This window comes from Pseudoalteromonas rubra, from assembly GCF_000967655.1.
Classification (GTDB): domain Bacteria; phylum Pseudomonadota; class Gammaproteobacteria; order Enterobacterales; family Alteromonadaceae; genus Pseudoalteromonas; species Pseudoalteromonas rubra_A.
The window spans coordinates 60,277-79,265 of sequence record NZ_JXYA01000020.1 but is presented as its reverse complement, the minus strand read 5'-3'; the positions used below and the strand labels follow the sequence as shown (position 1 = coordinate 79,265).

Below are 18,989 nucleotides of genomic sequence, written 5' to 3'. Positions count from 1 at the left end.
GTGCTTTTTTGACCACACCCCTTTCTTTATCTCTTGTCTCTACAATCAATATTTTTATTTAACCATCTGATTTTTAATCATAAATGTGTTTTGGCATAAACCTTGGAATAAGTTAATCAACATTAGCTTACTCAAGGAGCCTGTCATGGCCTTAATCGACCGAATCGAAGATTTAATCAAAGCCGAGTTTAATGCGTTGCTCGACAAAGCAGATGACCCGAAAAAAAACCAGCGTCAGATTCTGACTCAGCTTGAGGAGGCGCTCAGTGAATGTCGCAGCACTGTGGTACAGGTGATCTGTGAGCAAAAAGCGCTGGCGCGCCGCAATCAGACGCTGGCTAAAAAAGCCGAGCAGTGGCAACAGCAGGCTGAGTATGCGCTGCAAAAAGACCGCGAAGATCTGGCCCGCGCTGCGTTGCTGGAAAAGCAAAAATGTCAGCAAGCCCAGCAGCATATTGAAGATGAGGCGGCGCAGTTACAGCAGGCTTATGACAAGCTGGAGCAGGACGCGCAAACCCTGACTGAAAAGCTTAATCAGCTACGCCACAAAGAAGCGCAGCTGGCACGCCGTGAAGACACAGCCACCACCCAGCTGAAAGCACGCAGTGTGGCAAGTCAGCAGTCGATAGCAGACGCTTTAAGTCGATTTGAATACCTTGAACGTAAGGTTGAGCGGGTCGAAGCCGAAGTTGACAGTTATGAGCTGGTCAGCAAAGAGCAAGCGCAATGGCAGGCGCTGGAGACACTGGCACGTGAAGAGCAAGTGGATAAAGCCCTGGCCGAGTTGAAACAAAAAACGCAACCCGCTTAGGTGAAAACAATATCGGTGCCCACAGGCCCCGCAAGGTAGTTATAGTGAGGAGAGATCTGATGACAGAACATGATACTTATTACAGTACAACACGCCCGCAGCAACCGCGCAAAAAAGTGGCCGGGGTATGTGTCAATGTCGCAAACAGGCTGGATATGCCAACCTGGCTGGTCCGTGTGATCACCGTCTTACTGGCACTTACAGCACCGGTATTGGTAATGGTGGCGTACTTTATCGCCTGGATTGTGCTCTCGGAGCGCACCTGAGGAGGCACTATGAAAGCGGCATTTATCTTACTGATTGGTTTAGTGATGCTATCCGCTTTGTCCTGGGTGTCATCGCCACTGGCCTGGTTCAGTGTCCCTGAGATGGTCCTGGATATAAGCTGGGTTGGGATCGAAATGCTGAGCCTGTTTGTGGCTATGATCGCCGTTTTTGCTTTGTTGGCTTTGCTGAGCATAGGGTTGCTTGGCGTTATGTTAGTTGTGCTCATTGGGCTAGTATTAGCACTGCTATTTAACTCGGTACTGATTGCCATTCCGTTGTTATTTTTGGTTGCAATCGGCTGGTTGGTGAGTGATAAACAGGCGCTGTGCTAAGGCGCCTGTTTTGGCATTAGGCGCTAGATTGAACGCAGCAGCAGGCTGTAAAGAAATGGTGATGAAAGCGCGTTAAACTAAGGCTAATGTGGTATAGTCAATGAACTATACTCAACAAGGAAAGCGCTTATGATCAAAAATTTAGCCTTCTTTTTACTGTGTACTTTGCCCTGGATGTCACAGGCACATCCGGACCATACCCATGAGGCGGCACATCATGCCCATGCTGAGCCGGGCTCGATGCAGTTGATGCACGCCAGGCTGCGGGATTTTCTGCCTACAGCCAGCTCGACCGCCGGCTATTTTACCCTGACCAATACCAACCAGCAGGCTATGACCTTAGTTAAGGCCGAAATAGAAGGGCTGGGGCGAGTTGAGATCCACGAACACACCCACGTCAATGGCATGATGCGCATGCAAAAGATAGACAAACTTGAGATAGCGCCAGATAGCCAGGTTGAATTTAAGCCCGGCGGCTACCATCTGATGGCCTTTGAGCCGACAAAACCATTAAAAGTGGGCGAAAATCGTAAACTTACACTATATTTTGCTGATGGCAATCGCGTCTATGGGTTGATTGAAGTGGTGTCACTAAAGGCGCAGATGCATAACGCGAAAAATGGACATCAGCATCACTAGGAGTCTTGATGGATCACAAAACACACAGTCATATGGGGAAAGTCTGGGCTGCACTGGCGGCAATCCTGTTGCTCGGTTATGGCCTGGCAATTTACTGGAGTGCGGAGCCTGAGCAGTTCGATGTGGTGGGCAGTGCGCAGCGCCACGCCGAGCAGACTAACACTCAGCTGGTGACCGGTTACGTCACTACCCACACGCTTATTTCCGTATCGCAAACCTTGCTCGATAAACCGGGAGGCTATTTATCTAATGATGTGCTACCACCGAGTGTGATCATGGACAATATGCCGGCCTGGGAATATGGCGCGCTGGAAATGGTACGTGACATGGCCTTGTCTATGCGCAAAGATTTTAGTCGTTCTCAGTCGCAATCAACCGAGCACCCCAGTCTGAAAAAGGCCCAGCCGCAGTTTAATATAAGCTCAACGGCCTGGTTATGGCCCAGCGCCGAAGGCGAGTATCGCACCGGTATTGCGCATCTGAATGACTATTTGCTGCAAATTTCTAATCCCGCCGATCAGGGCAGTCAATTTTACGCCCGGGCAGATAACCTCAGGGGCTGGCTGAAAGAGGCTGAAAAACGCTTGGGTAGCCTAAGTCAGCGGCTGAGTGCCAGTGTTGGCCAGGACAGGCTGAACACTGACCTGGCTGGCGACAGCGCAGCGAATCAGGCAACCTCTGCCGCCAATCATCACGAAGTGAAAACATCCTGGTGGAAGATTGACGATGTATTTTATGAGTCCCGTGGTGCCACCTGGGCTCTGTTACACTTTTTAAGAGCGGTAGAATACGACTTTGCGGATGTGCTCGAGAAGAAAAATGCAAAAGTGAGCCTGCAACAGATCATCCGGGAATTAGAAGCCACGCAGGAAACCGTGTGGAGCCCGATGATTTTAAATGGTAGTGGTTTTGGATTGGTCGCCAATCACTCGCTGGTGATGGCGAACTATATTTCCCGGGCCAATGCGGCTCTTATTGAACTCAGTGAACTTTTAGCGCAAGGATAAATAAATGAAAAAGTACTGTTTAGCGGCAGCCTTATCTCTGGCCTGCCTCGCACCTGCAGCACAAGCAGACACCCTGTTAGGGTTATATTTGGGTGGTGAAGCATGGGGCGCAGAGCCAGAAGGTAGCTTTGCGAACAAGGGCAATCAGCAAGACTTTGACTTTGTTGATAAAAACTTCTCGAGCTTCTATGCCGCGCTTGAGCATCCGGTGCCTTTAGTGCCGAACGTCAAGCTCAAGTATACCGAGTTAAAACTGGAAGGTTCAGCAGTACTGAATGAAACCTTCGACTTCGGTGACAAAAGCTTCACCGTGGGCGGTACAGTGAATACAGTGGGCGATCTGAACCACATGGATTACATCCTGTATTATGAGCTGTTCGACAACGACCTGGTGTCGTTTGACTTCGGTCTGAATGCCAAACACTTTGATGGCGATATCAGCGTTACCGGTTTTGCTAACGGCGAATCAACCACAGAAACGGTGGACTTTTCAGGCTTTATCCCGCTGGGTTACCTCAGAGGCGAAGTAGGCTTACCACTGACCGGGTTGAGTGTGTTTGCCGAAGGCAGTTTACTGGCCATTGATGACAGTAAAATCCAGGACTTCCAGATTGGCGTTGCCTGGGAGTTTATCGATAATATGGCTGTGGATGTGGCAGTTCGCGCGGGTTATCGCTCTATGGTGGTTGAACTGGACGATGTTGATGATATCACTACCGATTTAGATGCATCGGGTCCGTTTGCAGGCGTGCAGGTTCATTTCTAAATCAATAAAACCAGAGCGGATATACCCGCTCTGGTTTTGCTGCTTATAAGTCCACGCCGCAACGGTGTGGCTTATTTAAACAACTAATTTTATACGTTTGGGTGATTTCATTATCGTGCCCACCGCTGGCAAACGCCCTGGTCCGGGTTTACTTAGATAGCCTGTAACAATGGCTCTACACTCCGCCTCGCCTAAGCGCTGCAATCCAGCAGCAGAGCATAACCCCCCAAGTTATTTAAATAGCTCACTTTTTTTATGGTGATTTCTTATTGATGTTCAACGCATTTATGTTGCTGCCCTGGAGATCCGTCGGTGCTATCCAGTTAACACGTGAACGTTTCGTTGTAAATTTTCAGTGCTCACACTCTTTGTTTGTGAATTCTGTACATTTGTGTTACTAAATGTGTGTTGACCCTAATTTTGGGATCAGCCTGCGCACTTTGCCGGTTAAGTAGTACGGACAACTTAAAAAACACAACGAAAGTTAGTATTCAGGAGTAAGGAAATGAATAAGAATAAACTGTTGCGCGCCGTGCAGTATGCCATTGGTGGCTCTGTTCTGGCCAGTAGTGTGGTGGCTCTACCCGCACTGAGTGAAGAAAGCAGCGCTGAGGTTGAGCGCATTGAAGTAACCGGATCGCGGATCAAACGCCATGATCTGGAAAAATCCGCCCCGGTGTCGATTGTTGATGCCGCTCAGATTGAGATTTCCGGCGTTGAAAACGTGGCCGATCTTATCAACCGCCTACCTGCCATTACCGGGATCACCAACACTACCCAGGCTGGTAGCGCCACATCGAGTATTAACCTGCGGGGTTTGCCCGGTACGGCGACTCTGGTTTTGATCAACGGCCAGCGCGCCGCCAATAATGCCTCGGATGGCGAAACCGTCGACATTAACAGCATTCCCCCTTCCGCGATTGCGCGCATTGAGGTGCTCAAAGACGGCGCATCGGCCATTTATGGTTCCGATGCCGTTGCCGGGGTAGTGAATATTATTCTTAAAGAGCGCTATGAGGGCTTTTCGGTCGATGTAAACAAGTCGGTATCAGAAGAAGATGGCGGCGACTCTACCAGTATGAACCTGTTGTTCGGTGGCGCATCGGATAAAGGCTCATTTGTGATCGGGGCCAATATTTATAAGCAGGACGCGGTATATTCTCGGGACCGTGATGCGACTCGGGTAACGCCGCAGCTAAGCTCAGCTATCCCTTCCGGGTTGGCGGCAATTTCAGGTTATAAAACCAATGACGACGGCAGCGTGGTGTTCACCGGCAATGAGGATGACGCGTCAACTGTAACCCGCATCAATTCAGCAACGGATCTGTCCGGTTACAGCGGGCAGTTTGAGCGCTATAATTACCAACAGGTCACCTCTGAAATACCTGATAACAAACGCTTTTCTATTTATGGTAGCGGCACCTATGAGCTCAGCGATGAGCTGATTGTTAAGGGCGAGTTTATCCACTCAGACACCGAAGTGTTTGAGACCTGGGCTTATGCCCCGATCTTCTCCGCCTTTGAGGTGGGAGATGTGTCGTGGAAGGCCACCAGCCAGTATAATATTTTTGGTCAGGATGTGGCTGACTGGCGTCGCCGTATGACTGACTCCGGCGAGCCGCGTTTCTTTGCCCACGACACCCAGTTTGACCGTATTGTGCTGTCATTGCAGGGCAGTTTTAACGACAACTGGCAGTGGAGTGCCAAGGCGCTGGGCTCACAGAGCCGTTATCACCAGATCTATGTTAACGTGATCAACAAAGAGCGCCTGAAACTGGCCGTGGGCGATAAAGACGTCTGTGCCCAGGTGGAAGGGTGCGTGCAGATGGATCCGCTGGCACCGGCCGGTGCCATGAACGAAGAACAATGGCGTTATGTGCTGACCGACGTGCAGATGGCCGGTAAAGCCAATGTGGAGTCTTATCACTTCGACGTTAATGGCGATTTATTCGAACTGAGTGCCGGGGCGGTTGGCTTTGCTGCCGGGGTGGAGTTCAGAAACGAGCGTTTCGACAAGCAACCGGATGGCCTGATTGAAAACTTTGGCACCATAGGCGGGGTTAACCTCAAAGCCACCGAGGGCAGTCGGGATGTCAGTGAGGCCTATGCTGAGGCGTTAATTCCGGTAACGGAAAATTTTGATATCAACCTGGCGCTGCGTTATTCCGACTTCAGTGACTTTGGTGATACGCTGAACCCCAAAATCGGTTTTGACTTTAATCCGGTTGAGTCTGTAAAGCTGCGTGCGACTTACTCTACCGGGTTCCGTGCCCCGTCTTTGCAGGAGCTTTATCTTGGCGACTCGGAGGCATTTGATTGGTTGACAGACCCCTGTAGTGCCGACAATGCCGGGTCTACCCCGGCAACCCAGGGATGTGTTACGCAATCAGATCCTAATATTCTCCAGTTTCTGACAATCACAACGGGTAATTCGGTTAAGCTTGAAGCAGAAGAGTCCGAGAGCTTTACTGCCGGAGTGGTGTGGAGCCCGGCGGTGGATAATGACTTCAACATCCGTCTGGATTATTTCAGCATTACCTTAGAAAACGCCATTGATAACCCCAAGCAGTACTTTATCGACAAGAATGCGGCGGGCGATACTGAGCTGGGAAATCGTGTCATCCGAAGTGCCAATGGCAACATTAAGCGCGTCGACGTCACTTATCTGAACCTCTCTGAACGTGAAGTGTCCGGCTTTGATCTGGGGGTAAACTATGCCCTGGACACCAGCATAGGTGGATTTAATTTTGGCGCTGAGTTGTCCTGGTACGAAAAGTACAACGACCAGGCACACCCGGAAGCAGAAGTAATAGACCGGGTTGGCACCTTCGACAACGGCTCAAACGCTGGATTGTTACCTGAATACAAGCTATCGGGTTTTGTGACCTGGAAACAGGATGATTTGACCATTGATTTGCGTACTCAGTGGATGGATGAAGTGGAAGATCTGGCTAAAGCGGATTCCATGATCGATTCTTATACCCGCTTTGATGTGACCGCTGCGTATAAGTATCAGGAAAACTGGACCTTCTCAATGGGGGTCGACAACCTGTTGGACGAAGAGCCTCCACATGTATCAACTGTTCCTTCAGGCATTGAAGGCAATACCTATGACATCACAGGGCGCAGCGTCTTCTTTAAGGTGAAGTACGAACTGTAAACCCGGCCGTCTTGCTCCAAAATTGGGGCAAGATATTTTCTCCCTATTTAGGCTCCTTTAGGGGAGCCTAGTTCCAGTGCAAGGTAAATTCTTCTTCAAGTGCCTTACCAAGCAGTTGCCTGTAGGTTTTGTTCACAGGCGTATTGATGAGCTTTTTCAGTTCATCGCCGGTTTGGGTCAGCTTGTAATAGCTCAAGACCAGATCATTACTGTTCGCTTCAATTGACAGGTGTTTGCCCTGATAGGCCAGTGTCAGCGACTGACCTTTTTGCAGGTTGGCTGATTCAATCTCCTGGCGATAGATTAAATTGATGTCCATCAGGGTCAGAATATGTGGAAAGCTCAATCCGGCCTGCGCCAGGTTCAGAGATTCTTTCGCGCCTTTGCGGAGTAAATCGAACAGCGATGGCTTTTTATAAAACCCCAGCAAAATAAGATAGCTGTCTTCTTTTTCCAGATAGCCGCATAAAGACGCACAACGCTGCAGTGCATCGGCCTCTTTTTGGGTCATTTGTTTTAGTGTTTGCAGGCTTTTGATTGAAAAGGTGCCCGGCGCAATTGATTCACCGACTAAAATTTTCGCCCAGAGTTTTTGCATGGCACTGTTGGCAATGTCCTCGGCCAGGGCGATAAAGTGCTCCAGCCAGTCCGGGTCGGGGCGCCCCCGGCTGGTGACATCGGGGCATAAAGTCAGTGACATGCCCATAATTGACTCGATATTGCGTTGCTGGGCAATTCGCTGCAACTGACTGCGCTTGAGTGCTCTTTTTAGTACGCCGTGTTCGCTGCGCACAATAAATTGATTTTGATTCGCATCGGGGGTCTGCGCAAAGCGCCGGTCTTCGGATTGTATCGCGGCTTTTGGCTGTTTGATCATGGCATAGCCCAGCTTCTCTTCGATAAGAAGCGCCAAACTGGAGCGTGCCTGGGCATTTTTTATTGTCATACCACTCCCTGCGTGTGTAATTTTAACTGGCTGATCAACTGGTTCAGCATCATTTTGAGTTGTTGTTCTATATAGTAAGCCGCAAAGCGGGCATACAGTCCGCCCACCAAAGGCGTGTGGTTTTCCCCTCTGGCACTGAACTGGACCAGTAAGGTGTCGGCCTGAGGTTGTAGCAAAAGCTCGATATGGGCGACGTGCTCGGCATTGAATCGCAGTTGAATGGCTACGCGTTGTTGTTCCAGGCTCAGCACAGTCACCTCTGCCAACCCCCAGGGATGAGCCAATTCACCATAGCCACCTACGTGCTCAGCCTGCGTCAGAAACACCAGCTGCAGATCTGGTTGGGGCGTCAATAGCCCTTGCCAGTGTTCGGCATTTAAATACTTTTGTAAAACTGGCAGGTCATGATTGGCTACCCGCTGCGCTGTGTGGGCCTGATAGTCAGAGGGAAGCAAAGCGGTGGCCACAATCAGGCCGAATATCAAAACAATGCTGAACGTAAAAGCCCGAAAAATTGATGCTGTCATAACCTGCTAAGAGCCGCTATATTATTTAGTTAACGAGCACAAGTTGTTGAACATCGACTATAATATTACTTGAGTGTTAACGGGTATGGATCTTGATAGTAAAAACCTATCATAATTTATAAGATAACACATAGGCAAATATGTCATGTGGGCAGAAACTAAGTAGTTGAACATAAGGTTGATGATGGCGTCAGAACAAGAAGAGTTTTTGTTTGCGGATCAAGACTCAACGCATGACTCACAAGAAACAGTCAGCGCGTATTGGGATGTACTGGTTGTGGACGACGATCCGGAGATCCACTCGGTTACTAAGTTGGCCCTGTCCGGGGTTGAGTTCTGGGGGCGTGCGCTCAAATTTCATCATGCTTATTCGGGTAAAGAAGCACTGGAGGTGTTGTCTCAACATCCCGAAATTTGCATCCTGTTGCTCGATGTGGTGATGGAAAGCGATGACGCGGGCCTGTCCGTTGTAAAGAAAGTACGAGATGAATTTGGCAATTACGCCGTGCGGATCATTTTGCGCACCGGGCAGCCAGGCTATGCGCCGGAAGAAAAAGTCATTCGAGAATACGACATCAATGACTACAAAATGAAAACTGAGCTGACCCGCGGTAAGCTGGTCACCTCTTTACTGACTGCCATTCGCTCTTATCAACAGATCTGCGAACTTGAACAACAAAGCCTGGCACTGACCAACATCCTCGAAGCCTCCCATGCCATCTTAGGCCACACAGATATGCCGTCTTTTGGTTTGTCTGTGGTCAATCAGCTGGCTAAAATTCTCGGCTCCGAACCCCATGGCCTGGTTGCTGGCGCAATTGAGAAAGATGCTAAGGTGCTGGTGTTTGGTGGCACAGAGCCTTACTTAACCCACATTGGCCAGGGGTTGGAGCAAATCGACAATGGCCGGGTGATCATGCAGGTACAAAACTGCTTTGATATGGATGCCCATCAGCAAACTGATCACGATGTGACCTTTTTACTGCAAGGTAAAAATCGCCGTGCAGCCATTTATCTGGAAGTAGCAGAGCCACCTAATGCGGCGCAGATGCAATTTGCGGAAATCTTTTTGACCAACGTCAGTGTTGGTCTGGATAACATAAAACTGATCAACGAGCTGCGCGATGTTGCCTATAAAGATGCCCTGACCCGATTACCAAACCGGGCCAACTTTGTTGATCAGATAGCCCAATATTATAAGTCTGGGCAAGATAGTCTGGTGTTTGTGCTGATTGATATTGCGCAGTTTTCGGATATCAACAACGGCTTAGGTCAGGAAGTGGGTAATTTGCTGCTGTTGGCGGTGAAAGAGCGCCTGCAACAGGAGTGTCCGCAAGGCGAGCTACTGTCACGTATCGGGGCGGATGTATTCGGGGTCTTGCTGCCAAAGCAAAGTTTTGATGAAACCCTGTTTTTAGATGCGCTCACCGTGCCTTATCAGGTTGGTGAGCATGTACTGACTATGCACTTTCATATCGGCGTGTGCTGCCAGAGCGACTTTTCATCGCAAGGGCTGGAAACGCTGAAACTGGCCTACATTGCCCTGAACCAGGCAAAACAGGCGCGCCAAACACTGAACTGGTATAGCTCAGATCTTGAAGAGAAAATGGCCTGGCGACTGGGCCTTATTCGCCAGCTTCGGCAAGACTTTGAACAGGGCAAGCTGGAAGTCTGGTATCAGCCGCAGCTGTGTTTACAGTCTGAGTCTAATGCTGTGATTGGTTGTGAGGCCCTGCTCAGGTGGCCAACCGGAAAGGGTGACTACATTTCGCCGGCGGTGTTTGTGCCGCTGGCAGAAGACGCCGGTTTGATTGTGGAAATCGGCCAGTGGGTGCTGGAGCAGGCCTGTGTGATGCAAAAGCAACTGAGCTCGCTGGGCCATGACATCAGTGTCGCAGTGAACGTGTCTGTGCCGCAGTTTAAGGTGCCTAATTACGCTCAGCAGGTCAAACAAACCATTCTGGATCACGATGTTGAGCCACAAAAAATTGAACTGGAAGTCACAGAAAGCGTTGTGATGGACGAAATCAATACCGTAGTACACACCCTCAGTGAACTAAAATCCTTTGGTGTTGAAGTGGCCATCGATGATTTTGGCACTGGCTTCTCTTCATTGAGCTATTTACAAAAACTACCACTGGCGAGGCTCAAAATAGACCGCGCGTTTGTTAAAGGGATCCCCCATGAAGATTCCGGCGCCATTGCTGAGCTGGTGATCTCTTTAGGCCGCCACCTTGGGCTTAAAACCATTGCTGAAGGGGTTGAGACGCAGGCGCAGGCAGATATTTTACGTGCTCTGGGATGCGATGAAGTACAAGGGTTTTTCTTCGCCAAACCCATGGCCGAGGCCGATTTGCTGGCGTATTTAAAAAGCTAGGGCTGGGAAGCCATCACGCTTTTTAGTATAATCCGCTTCTTTTTTCAGCATTGAGCCGTCATCATGAATGCGTTACAGGCCGAGCGCCCGCTTTTTTCTTATCCCAAGTATTGGGCCGAATGTTATGGTCCTGCCCCTTTTTTACCGACCAGTCGCGCCGAAATGGATGCGCTGGGCTGGGATAGCTGCGACATCATCATAGTCACGGGAGATGCTTATGTCGACCACCCCAGCTTTGGGATGGCAGTCATAGGCCGGGTGTTAGAGGCGCAAGGTTTTCGAGTTGGGATCATCGCACAGCCAGACTGGTCGAGCAAAGATGCCTTTATGAGCCTGGGTAAACCGAACCTGTTTTTCGGCGTGACGGCCGGCAATATGGATTCCATGATCAACCGCTACACCGCGGAAAAACGCATTCGTCACGATGACGCCTATACGCCCGGCAATGTGGGTGGTAAGCGCCCGGATCGCGCCGTGGTGGTGTACAGCCAGCGTTGCCGTGAGGCCTATAAAGAGGTGCCACTGGTGATCGGTGGTATTGAAGCCAGCTTACGTCGTATCGCACATTATGATTACTGGCAGGAAAAAGTACGTCGCAGCATTATTTTCGATGCCAAAGCAGACTTGCTTATTTACGGTAATGCCGAACGCCCGTTGGTTGAAGTGGCGCACCGTATCGCCAATGGCGAGTCCATTGATACCATACAGGATGTGCGCGGCACCGCCGTGATCCGTAAGGAGCCACTACCAGAATGGCGCGGCAGCGATTCAACCGCCATAGATAAAATTGGCAAAATTGATCCTATCCCTAATCCTTATGGGGCCGACGATGTTGGCTGTAGTAAGTCGGAGTTTGTGCAGGCTGAACAGGCACAGGATGCAACCCAGGCCCAGCCTATTGTGGTGCAACCTCCAAAACTGAAACCCTGGGAAAAAGTCTATGTGAAGCTGCCGGCTTACGAGCAGGTGAGTGTAAACAAACCTTTGTATGCCCATGCGTCACGGATTCTGCACCAGGAAACCAACCCGGGCTGTGCGCGAGCGCTGTTTCAGCGTCATGGTGATCGCAGCGTATGGGTCAATCCCCCCGCCTTTCCGCTGGAAACTGACGAGATGGACGACGTTTTTGGTTTGCCTTATCAGCGTGTACCGCACCCCAGCTATGGCGATGAAAAGATCCCGGCCTACGACATGATCAAAACATCCGTGAACATCATGCGGGGCTGTTTTGGCGGGTGCAGCTTCTGCTCAATCACAGAGCACGAAGGGCGCATTATTCAGAGCCGCTCTGAGCAGTCGATCATTGATGAAATTGAACAGATCCGCGATAAGGTACCGGGATTTACCGGCGTGATTTCAGACTTGGGTGGTCCGACAGCTAACATGTATAAACTGCGCTGTAAGAGTAAAAAAGCAGAGAGTACCTGTCGTCGTCTGTCGTGCGTGTATCCGGATATTTGTAAGCATATGGACACAGATCATACGCCAACCATAGAGCTGTACCGCAAGGCGCGCGATGTCGAAGGGGTGAAAAAAATCCTGATTGCGTCTGGCGTGCGTTACGACCTGGCCATTGAAGATCCGCGCTATGTCAAAGAGCTGGTTACTCATCACGTTGGCGGTTATCTGAAGATTGCGCCCGAGCATACCGAGCAGGGGCCATTGTCCAAGATGATGAAGCCGGGCATGGGTACCTATGACAAATTCAAAGAGCTATTTGATAAATACTCTAAAGAAGCGGGCAAAAAGCAGTATTTGATCCCTTATTTCATCTCTGCGCATCCGGGCACCACGGATGAGGACATGGTCAATATGGCGCTGTGGCTTAAAGCCCATGACTTTAAGCTGGATCAGGTGCAGAACTTCTATCCGTCACCGATGGCCAACGCAACCACCATTTATCATACCGAGATGAATTCGCTGCGTAACATCAAAAACAACAAAGAAGTGGTTGCGGTCCCTAAGGGGGCCAAACAACGCCGTCTGCACAAAGCCATTTTGCGTTATCATGATCCGGCTGGCTGGCCGATGATCCGCGAAGCGCTGAAAAAAATGGGCAAGGCAAACCTGATTGGACGCGGGCCACATTGCCTGGTGCCGGAAGCCGGGCGCAGCGAAGGTAAGAGCACTACCCGACGTAAGCCGGGCAGCAAAGCGCTGACGCGTCACAGTGGCTTTGGCCAGTTTAATCAGGCCAATACCAAGCCCAGAGTGGGTAAGAATAAACCCGCAGGGCGTGCTGCTAAACGCTAGCGCGGAGCAAAGAAAAAGCCGCTGGATAGCGGCTTTTTTTGGGCTTAGTTTTCGGGCTCTTTACGATAAGGGATCCCGGACTTGATCCAGCTCGCAGCGGGTTTACCCATCAGGTAATGGTCAAAGTATTCCTTCATGCGAACAGAGTAGTCCACCTGGTTCGGGAACTGTTTTAGATGATGCGGTTCGCCCTCGTACTGTAAGAAGATGGCATCTTTGTTGTGACGGCGCAGTGCAAGATAGTACTGGATCCCTTCTTGCCACGGTACCGCACCATCTTTATCACCAAACATCAACAGAATGGGTGTATTGACCTTGTCGGCATAGAATACCGGTGAGTTTTCAATATACAACTCAGGCGCTTCGGTGAGTGTTTTACCAATCCGGCTTTGTCCGGTCTCATACTGGAACTGACGTGCCAGACCCGATTTCAGGCGAATACCACTATAGGCCGAGGTCATATTAGATACGGGCGCACCGGATACCACCGCTTTAAACATATCGGTTTGGGTGACAGCAAAAGCACTTTGATAACCTGCCCAGGAGTGCCCCTGAAGGCCTATCTTATCCGGATCGGCAACGCCCAGGTCAATCAGCTTCTGTGCGGCATTAACCAGGGTTTGCGTTGATGAGCGCCCCGGGTAACCAATTTCAAAGCGAATGTCGGGCAGGAAAATGGCATAACCGTTCGAGGTAAACATTGGCAAATTCGGTCTGTGGTTCAGCACCATGTGCGGGAAATCATACATGCGCTGGCTCATATAGCGATAGAAATAGAAGATCACCGGCACTTTTTTACCTGGCTTATAGTTGGCAGGTTTGATCAGCACGCCCTGCAAGGGCTCGCCATTGTATCCCTGATATTGCACCAGCTCGGGCTTTTGTCCCCAGGCAAAGGTGCTGAGCTGAGGGTTCAGGTTAGTGATCCGGTTGCGCTGGCTAAAGGCGCTGTCGGTTTGCCACAGATCAGGAAACTCATGGTAGCTCTGTCTGGTAAACAGCAGGGTATCCGCCTGTTTGGCTTTTTCCAGCAAGCTGTATTTTGCTTCCCCTGAGGTCAGGGTGGTGAGCTTGCCCGTAGCCAGGTTGAGCCTGGCTATGTGTGTTTGCTTGTTTGCCAGGTTGTGTGCAGACAGGTATACCTGATCATCGGCATCAAAACCAACAAAGTCTTTGTCCAGTTTGATCACCCGGTATTGTGTCTGGGTTTCTTTCCCTTTTGTCAGGCGTTTAGCCTGGGCGGTTTGGCTATCAAAGGCCCAGATATCAAATTTACTGTAGGCATACAGCGTGCTGCCATCGCGTTGCCAGCCCGCAAATCCGTATCCCGGATTCGGCTCTGGGTAATCGTGACGGTCATCGGCAAACAGTGCGTCGCGAACGGCCTGACTGACGGCTGTTTCTTTTTGTGCATGTAAATCTTTAAGCCACAGCTGATCGTTCAGGAAATAAGCGGCATGCTGACCCGTTGGCGACAGCGTGGGGCGATTCGGTGCTTCTTTAACGATAAAGCTGCGTGCACCCGTTGCAACCTGCACGGCATAGTAATCGGCGTAAAAGCCTTTATACATGATCTGATGCAGATAAGGCTGATCATTGCTGGCCAGCAGGAAGCGAGCTTCACGATTGAGGGTCAGATCCCGTGCCGTTTCGTCACTCAGCTGAGCCACACGTTCACTGCCTAAATGGTAGACCGCCTGATAGTCACGATCCCGGTTGGTTTTTTCCCAGGTATTGATCTCGCGTGGTTTGATCTGCGCATCGTTGTTATGCCAGACCTTCAGACCTGACTGGGCCATAATGGTATCCAGGTCGGTCAGCGATGGCTGATCCTGGTATTTTTTCTCGACGGGCTTAGGCGCAAGGCGCGGACGGTTCTCAAAATACAGTCGCTCACCTTGTTCTGACCAGCTTAGTGTTGCAGATTTCGCGCTATACCAGCCCTGCGCTTGTGCCACGTCGGTAAAGCGGTCTACTTTGGCATCCCATAAACGTATCTGGTAGTCGCGGCGGCGTGTATCGCTATTGACATAATTGCCCTGCGTAAAGGCCACCAGTGAGGAATAGGGGTGCCAGGCGATAGTAGACAGGGTCACGCCAGGCTCGTCTATTAATACGCTGAGCTGTGCCTGGCTCAAATCAAAATACTGAATTTGGTTGTCGGTGCCATCTTCACTCTGCGTGCTCATTAGCACGCCATATTCCGCCGGGCTCAGTGCGTAACGGCCAACCTGTTCAAACTTGTGTTGTTGGTCAGAGGTTAAGTCTACAATGACCAGTGGATATGCTTTGTCTTTCTTATCGGCTGGAATGGCAGCGTCGCCCTTACTCTCGGCTTTGTCTGATTTACTGGCTTCAACATCCTGCCGATAGGCCAGCCAGCGACCATCGTCGCTGAGTTGATAATCCTTGACGGCTTCAAAGGTGCGCTGTTCACCCGTTTGTGTATTCACCAAAACCAGAGCGCGCTTGAGCTCTTTACGGGCTTTTTTGTCTGTGGTTTCTGATGTCAGCAGGCTCGGCACCTGAGTAAAGGCGGCCCAGTTGGCTGCCCGGTTGAGTTGGGCTTTGGTGCCGCGCTCTACACTGGCTATCAATTTCTGGGTGCTGAGGTTATACAGCTGGCCCGTGCTGTCTCCCCGGTAAGGCTGCGCACTCAGGGCAACAAAGCGTCCGTCTTCTGACAGGACCCGACCCTGGGCATATTTAAAGTCAAATACATCGTTAAATTCCAGGCTGGGTTTAGCGGCGAGGGCGGATGTGCAAAACAGGGCGGCCGTGAGTAAAGATTTGGCAAACGTCATAATATGTTTCTTGTTCGATAGGAGTTGTAACTTTGTAACACTTTTATCTGAGAGACTAAACTGTACTGCGTTGGGTATTAGGAAAAACTGGATAAAATCAGGCGGAGCGGGTCCGCCTGCTTGTTGCTAGGCCAGCCAGATACGCTGTAGCTCTTGCCAGTGGCTGGCGAAGTTGGCCGCCGGCTTGGCTTTAAAGTCGCTGCGTACAAACTGGTTCATTTTACCTTCAACATACGCGAGGAAAAAGTTTGCTAAAGCGGCTTCATCACTGGCAAAGGTCTTCCCTTCACGCAGTTTGCGCTCTCGCAGCACTTGTTTAAACTGGGTTTCGAGTTTCTCAAACAGACCTTGTACACGCTCGCGCAGTCGCTCCTGCTCACCCTGCAGTGCATCACCGGTCAGGATGCGGGTGATCCCTGGATTCTTTTCTGAGAAGGTCAGTAACAGCATCAGAATATTGTAGATACGGCTTTGCGTTTCTTTTTCGTTTTCCAGGATCAAATTGATGCGCGACAGCAAGGTATCTTCTATAAACTCAATCAGGCCTTCAAACATCCGTGCCTTACTGGGAAAGTGGCGATATAGTGCGGCTTCAGAGACGCCGACTTCAGTTGCCAGCTTGGCGGTGGTAATACGCTGCCCTGGACTGGTTTCAAGCATCTGCGCAAGGGATTGAAGTATTTGCTCTTTGCGATTACTGCGTTTAGTCGCTGGCATGAGGTTTCCTTTATCATTATCATTATTTTAGTAGGAGCGGGCTCCATGCACGCTGGTCGTTATGCTCACCTGAACGACTAACTGCGGAGCCCAAAACTCAATTATTTGGCCATGTTAATGCTTTATTCAGCTTCTTTCCAGTCTTTTAACATGAACTTAATTAAGTTTACCGGCAATTGCTTTGACGACAGTAAGCGCTAACTCTGACTTGCTTGCCAGGGGTAAAGATTGTTGCGCATTGTCCCAAAACAGGGTCAGTGCGTTATCATTAGCATTAAAGCCTATCCCGGCCTGACTGACATCGTTGGCGCAGATCATATCTAACCCTTTGTTTTTCAATTTGCCTTGCGCATATTGCGCGACATCCTGGGTTTCAGCGGCAAACCCCACTGTGTAAGGGCGCTGCGCGGTCAGCGCGGCAACGTCGGCGATGATATCCGGGTTTTTCACCAGCGTCAGGGTCATCTCATCGCCCTGCTTTTTGATTTTTTGTTCGGCGATGTCTGCGGCGCGGTAATCCGCCACGGCCGCGCAGCCTATGAACACATCTGAATTAGGTGCTAATTTCATGGCTGCCTGATGCATATCGAGCGCACTGCTCACCGCATGTACTTCACAACCTGGTGGTGGCGTGAGCGTGACCGGGCCGGAGATAAGATGAACATGAGCGCCCAATGCAAGCGCAGCTTCTGCCAGTGCGTAACCCATTTTTCCTGAGCTGTGGTTACTGATATAGCGCACCGGATCGAGTGCCTCGCGCGTGGGGCCCGCAGTGATAGTGACGGTTTTACCCGCCAGCAGCGGGGCTTCGGGTGTCAGTGCATCCAGTGCCAGCGCGACCAGCTCATGTGGCTCCAACATGCGGCCTTTACCCACATCGCCACAAGCCTGCTCGCCCTGACCGGGTCCCCAGACAGCCACTTCCCGGTTTGCCAGTGTGCTGAGGTTGGCCTGGGTTGCCGGGTGTGCATACATTTGCTGATTCATGGCCGGTGCTATGGCCACTTTGGCCGGCGTTGCCAGCAATAAGGTAGTAAGCAGATCGTCGGCGATACCTGCGGCCATCTTGGCGATGATATTGCTGCTGGCCGGAGCCACTAAAACCAGGTCAGCCCACTTTGCCAGCTCGATATGGCCCATAGCGGCTTCGGCAGCCGGGTCGAGTAGAGAGTCAGCAACGGGCTCGCCCGATACTGCCTGCATGGTCAATGGGGTAATAAACTGCTTAGCCGATTCAGTCATCACCACTTTGACTTCACAATGTTGCTCTTTTAACCGTCGTACCAGTTCGGCACATTTATAGGCGGCGATCCCACCGCTGATCCCCAGAAGAATACGCTTGTGTGTTTGGCTCATGCTCGGCCCCTGCAAATAAAAACTAGCGCTAAGATAGCATAGCCTACCCCGGGTTTTGAATTATTCTGCCCGGTGACTACACTCAGAGAATCACAGTGACGTGATGAATGCCCACAAGGAGGATGCAAACATGCAACTATTGGCCATGCCCAAAGCACAGCGCCCGAGAGAGCGCCTGTTAACCAGTGGCGCCAGTGCGCTCAGTGATGCCGAACTACTGGCTATTTTTTTACGTACCGGGGTGGCAGGTATGAATGCCATAGAGCTGGCTCAGTCGCTGATTGAGCAAAGTGGCTCGTTACAGGCTTTGATGAATGTGTCGTGCGGCGAGTTTTGTCAGTTTAAAGGGGTGGGTGAAGCCAAGTACGTGCAGTTACAGGCGGTACTGGAGCTGAGCCGCCGCTATTTGCTGGAAGACATGGTTCGCGATGCGCAGTTTGGCTCGCCTCAGGCGGTCAGTGACTATCTGAAAATTCAGCTCAAGGGATTGCACCATGAGGTGTTTATGGCGCTGTTTTTAGATAACCAGAATCGCCTGATCCGAGATGAGGTGCTGTTTTCGGGCACAATTAATGCCGCCAGTGTGTATCCCAGAGAAGTGGTAAAAGCGGCACTAAAATACAATGCGGCCGCCTTGATCTTTGCCCACAACCACCCTTCGGGGGTGGCTGAACCCAGTGAAGCAGACAAGCTGATCACCAATAAATTGCAGCGCGCCCTCGCATTGGTAGATATTCAGGTACTTGATCACTTAATTGTGGCGGGGAGTTGTTGCCTTTCATTTGCCCAAAGGGGGCTGTTGTAGCAGGGGATTGGCCCGGATATGGCGTGTTTCAGGGCGCTTTCCTAGCATAAATTAAAAATAGTTTAATTTAAATGCAGTTTTTACTTTCCTAAGCGGCCATGGATCATTATAATTGGCCGCTATCAAATTTACCCATGAGCTGATTAGGATATCATCAGATCCTTGAACTCTGCCTGTAAATACTGTATAAAGAGCGCCCTTTGATTTTACCCAGGGCAAGCA

General features: G+C 50.6%; 15 protein-coding genes. 10 read left to right on the top strand and 5 right to left on the bottom strand.

Features of this window, described 5'->3' with window-relative positions; translation table 11 throughout:
- Positions 1–145 precede the first annotated feature (145 nt).
- The 7 genes from TW77_RS09970 (at position 146) to TW77_RS09940 (ending at position 6,982) form a co-directional block, all read left to right on the top strand.
- Positions 146–811, top strand: coding sequence for a PspA/IM30 family protein (locus TW77_RS09970; RefSeq protein WP_046004831.1), 666 nt, complete (start codon positions 146–148; stop codon positions 809–811).
- Between the two features lie 59 nt (positions 812–870).
- Positions 871–1,077, top strand: a complete 207-nt coding sequence (locus TW77_RS09965; protein WP_046004830.1) for a PspC domain-containing protein — start codon at positions 871–873, stop codon at positions 1,075–1,077.
- 9 nt (positions 1,078–1,086) lie between these two features.
- Positions 1,087–1,410 carry a hypothetical protein gene (locus tag TW77_RS09960; RefSeq protein WP_046004829.1) on the top strand — a complete coding sequence of 108 codons (324 nt, stop codon included), beginning with the start codon at positions 1,087–1,089 and terminating at the stop codon, positions 1,408–1,410.
- Positions 1,411–1,539: 129 nt separating this feature from the next.
- Positions 1,540–2,049 carry a copper chaperone PCu(A)C gene (locus TW77_RS09955; RefSeq protein ID WP_052713137.1) on the top strand — a complete coding sequence of 170 codons (510 nt, stop codon included), beginning with the start codon at positions 1,540–1,542 and terminating at the stop codon, positions 2,047–2,049.
- An 8-nt stretch (positions 2,050–2,057) separates the two neighbouring features.
- Entirely contained in the window at positions 2,058–3,056 is a 999-nt protein-coding gene (locus TW77_RS09950; RefSeq protein ID WP_046004828.1) for a DUF2333 family protein, read from the top strand.
- 4 nt (positions 3,057–3,060) lie between these two features.
- Positions 3,061–3,822, top strand: a complete 762-nt coding sequence (locus TW77_RS09945) for a TIGR04219 family outer membrane beta-barrel protein (RefSeq protein WP_046004827.1) — start codon at positions 3,061–3,063, stop codon at positions 3,820–3,822.
- A gap of 505 nt (positions 3,823–4,327) precedes the next feature.
- Positions 4,328–6,982: a TonB-dependent receptor gene (locus TW77_RS09940; RefSeq protein WP_046004826.1), complete on the top strand. Its 2,655-nt coding sequence runs from the start codon at positions 4,328–4,330 to the stop codon at positions 6,980–6,982.
- Positions 6,983–7,049: 67 nt separating this feature from the next.
- Here the strand turns inward: TW77_RS09940 and TW77_RS09935 are convergent, their stop codons facing one another.
- Both TW77_RS09935 and TW77_RS09930 read right to left on the bottom strand, forming a co-directional pair.
- Positions 7,050–7,928: a TIGR03899 family protein gene (locus TW77_RS09935; protein WP_046004825.1), complete on the bottom strand. Its 879-nt coding sequence runs from the start codon at positions 7,926–7,928 to the stop codon at positions 7,050–7,052.
- Complete coding sequence (locus tag TW77_RS09930; protein WP_046004824.1) at positions 7,925–8,455, bottom strand: hypothetical protein; 531 nt, start codon at positions 8,453–8,455, stop codon at positions 7,925–7,927. The genes TW77_RS09935 and TW77_RS09930 overlap by 4 nt, the downstream gene beginning before the upstream one ends.
- A gap of 184 nt (positions 8,456–8,639) precedes the next feature.
- On the opposite strand from TW77_RS09930, the gene TW77_RS09925 reads away from it, so the two are divergent.
- Both TW77_RS09925 and TW77_RS09920 read left to right on the top strand, forming a co-directional pair.
- Positions 8,640–10,832 carry a bifunctional diguanylate cyclase/phosphodiesterase gene (locus tag TW77_RS09925; RefSeq protein ID WP_046004823.1) on the top strand — a complete coding sequence of 731 codons (2,193 nt, stop codon included), beginning with the start codon at positions 8,640–8,642 and terminating at the stop codon, positions 10,830–10,832.
- Between the two features lie 63 nt (positions 10,833–10,895).
- On the top strand, positions 10,896–13,085 hold the full coding sequence (locus TW77_RS09920) for a YgiQ family radical SAM protein (RefSeq protein WP_046004822.1): 2,190 nt from the start codon (positions 10,896–10,898) through the stop codon (positions 13,083–13,085).
- 44 nt (positions 13,086–13,129) lie between these two features.
- Here the strand turns inward: TW77_RS09920 and TW77_RS09915 are convergent, their stop codons facing one another.
- The 3 genes from TW77_RS09915 to coaBC all read right to left on the bottom strand — a co-directional run bounded on the left by TW77_RS09915 (position 13,130) and on the right by coaBC (position 17,962).
- Positions 13,130–15,889, bottom strand: a complete 2,760-nt coding sequence (locus TW77_RS09915; protein WP_046004821.1) for an alpha/beta hydrolase family protein — start codon at positions 15,887–15,889, stop codon at positions 13,130–13,132.
- A gap of 126 nt (positions 15,890–16,015) precedes the next feature.
- The gene (gene slmA, locus TW77_RS09910) at positions 16,016–16,606 is read right to left on the bottom strand and encodes a nucleoid occlusion factor SlmA (protein WP_010383685.1); all 591 of its coding nucleotides are present in this window, start codon (positions 16,604–16,606) and stop codon (positions 16,016–16,018) included.
- A 156-nt stretch (positions 16,607–16,762) separates the two neighbouring features.
- Complete coding sequence (gene coaBC, locus TW77_RS09905) at positions 16,763–17,962, bottom strand: bifunctional phosphopantothenoylcysteine decarboxylase/phosphopantothenate--cysteine ligase CoaBC (protein WP_046004820.1); 1,200 nt, start codon at positions 17,960–17,962, stop codon at positions 16,763–16,765.
- A gap of 130 nt (positions 17,963–18,092) precedes the next feature.
- Between coaBC and radC the strand changes: the two genes are divergently transcribed.
- Positions 18,093–18,767 (top strand): RadC family protein, encoded by a 675-nt coding sequence (gene radC, locus TW77_RS09900; protein ID WP_046004819.1) that lies wholly within the window; start codon positions 18,093–18,095, stop codon positions 18,765–18,767.
- Positions 18,768–18,989 lie beyond the last annotated feature (222 nt).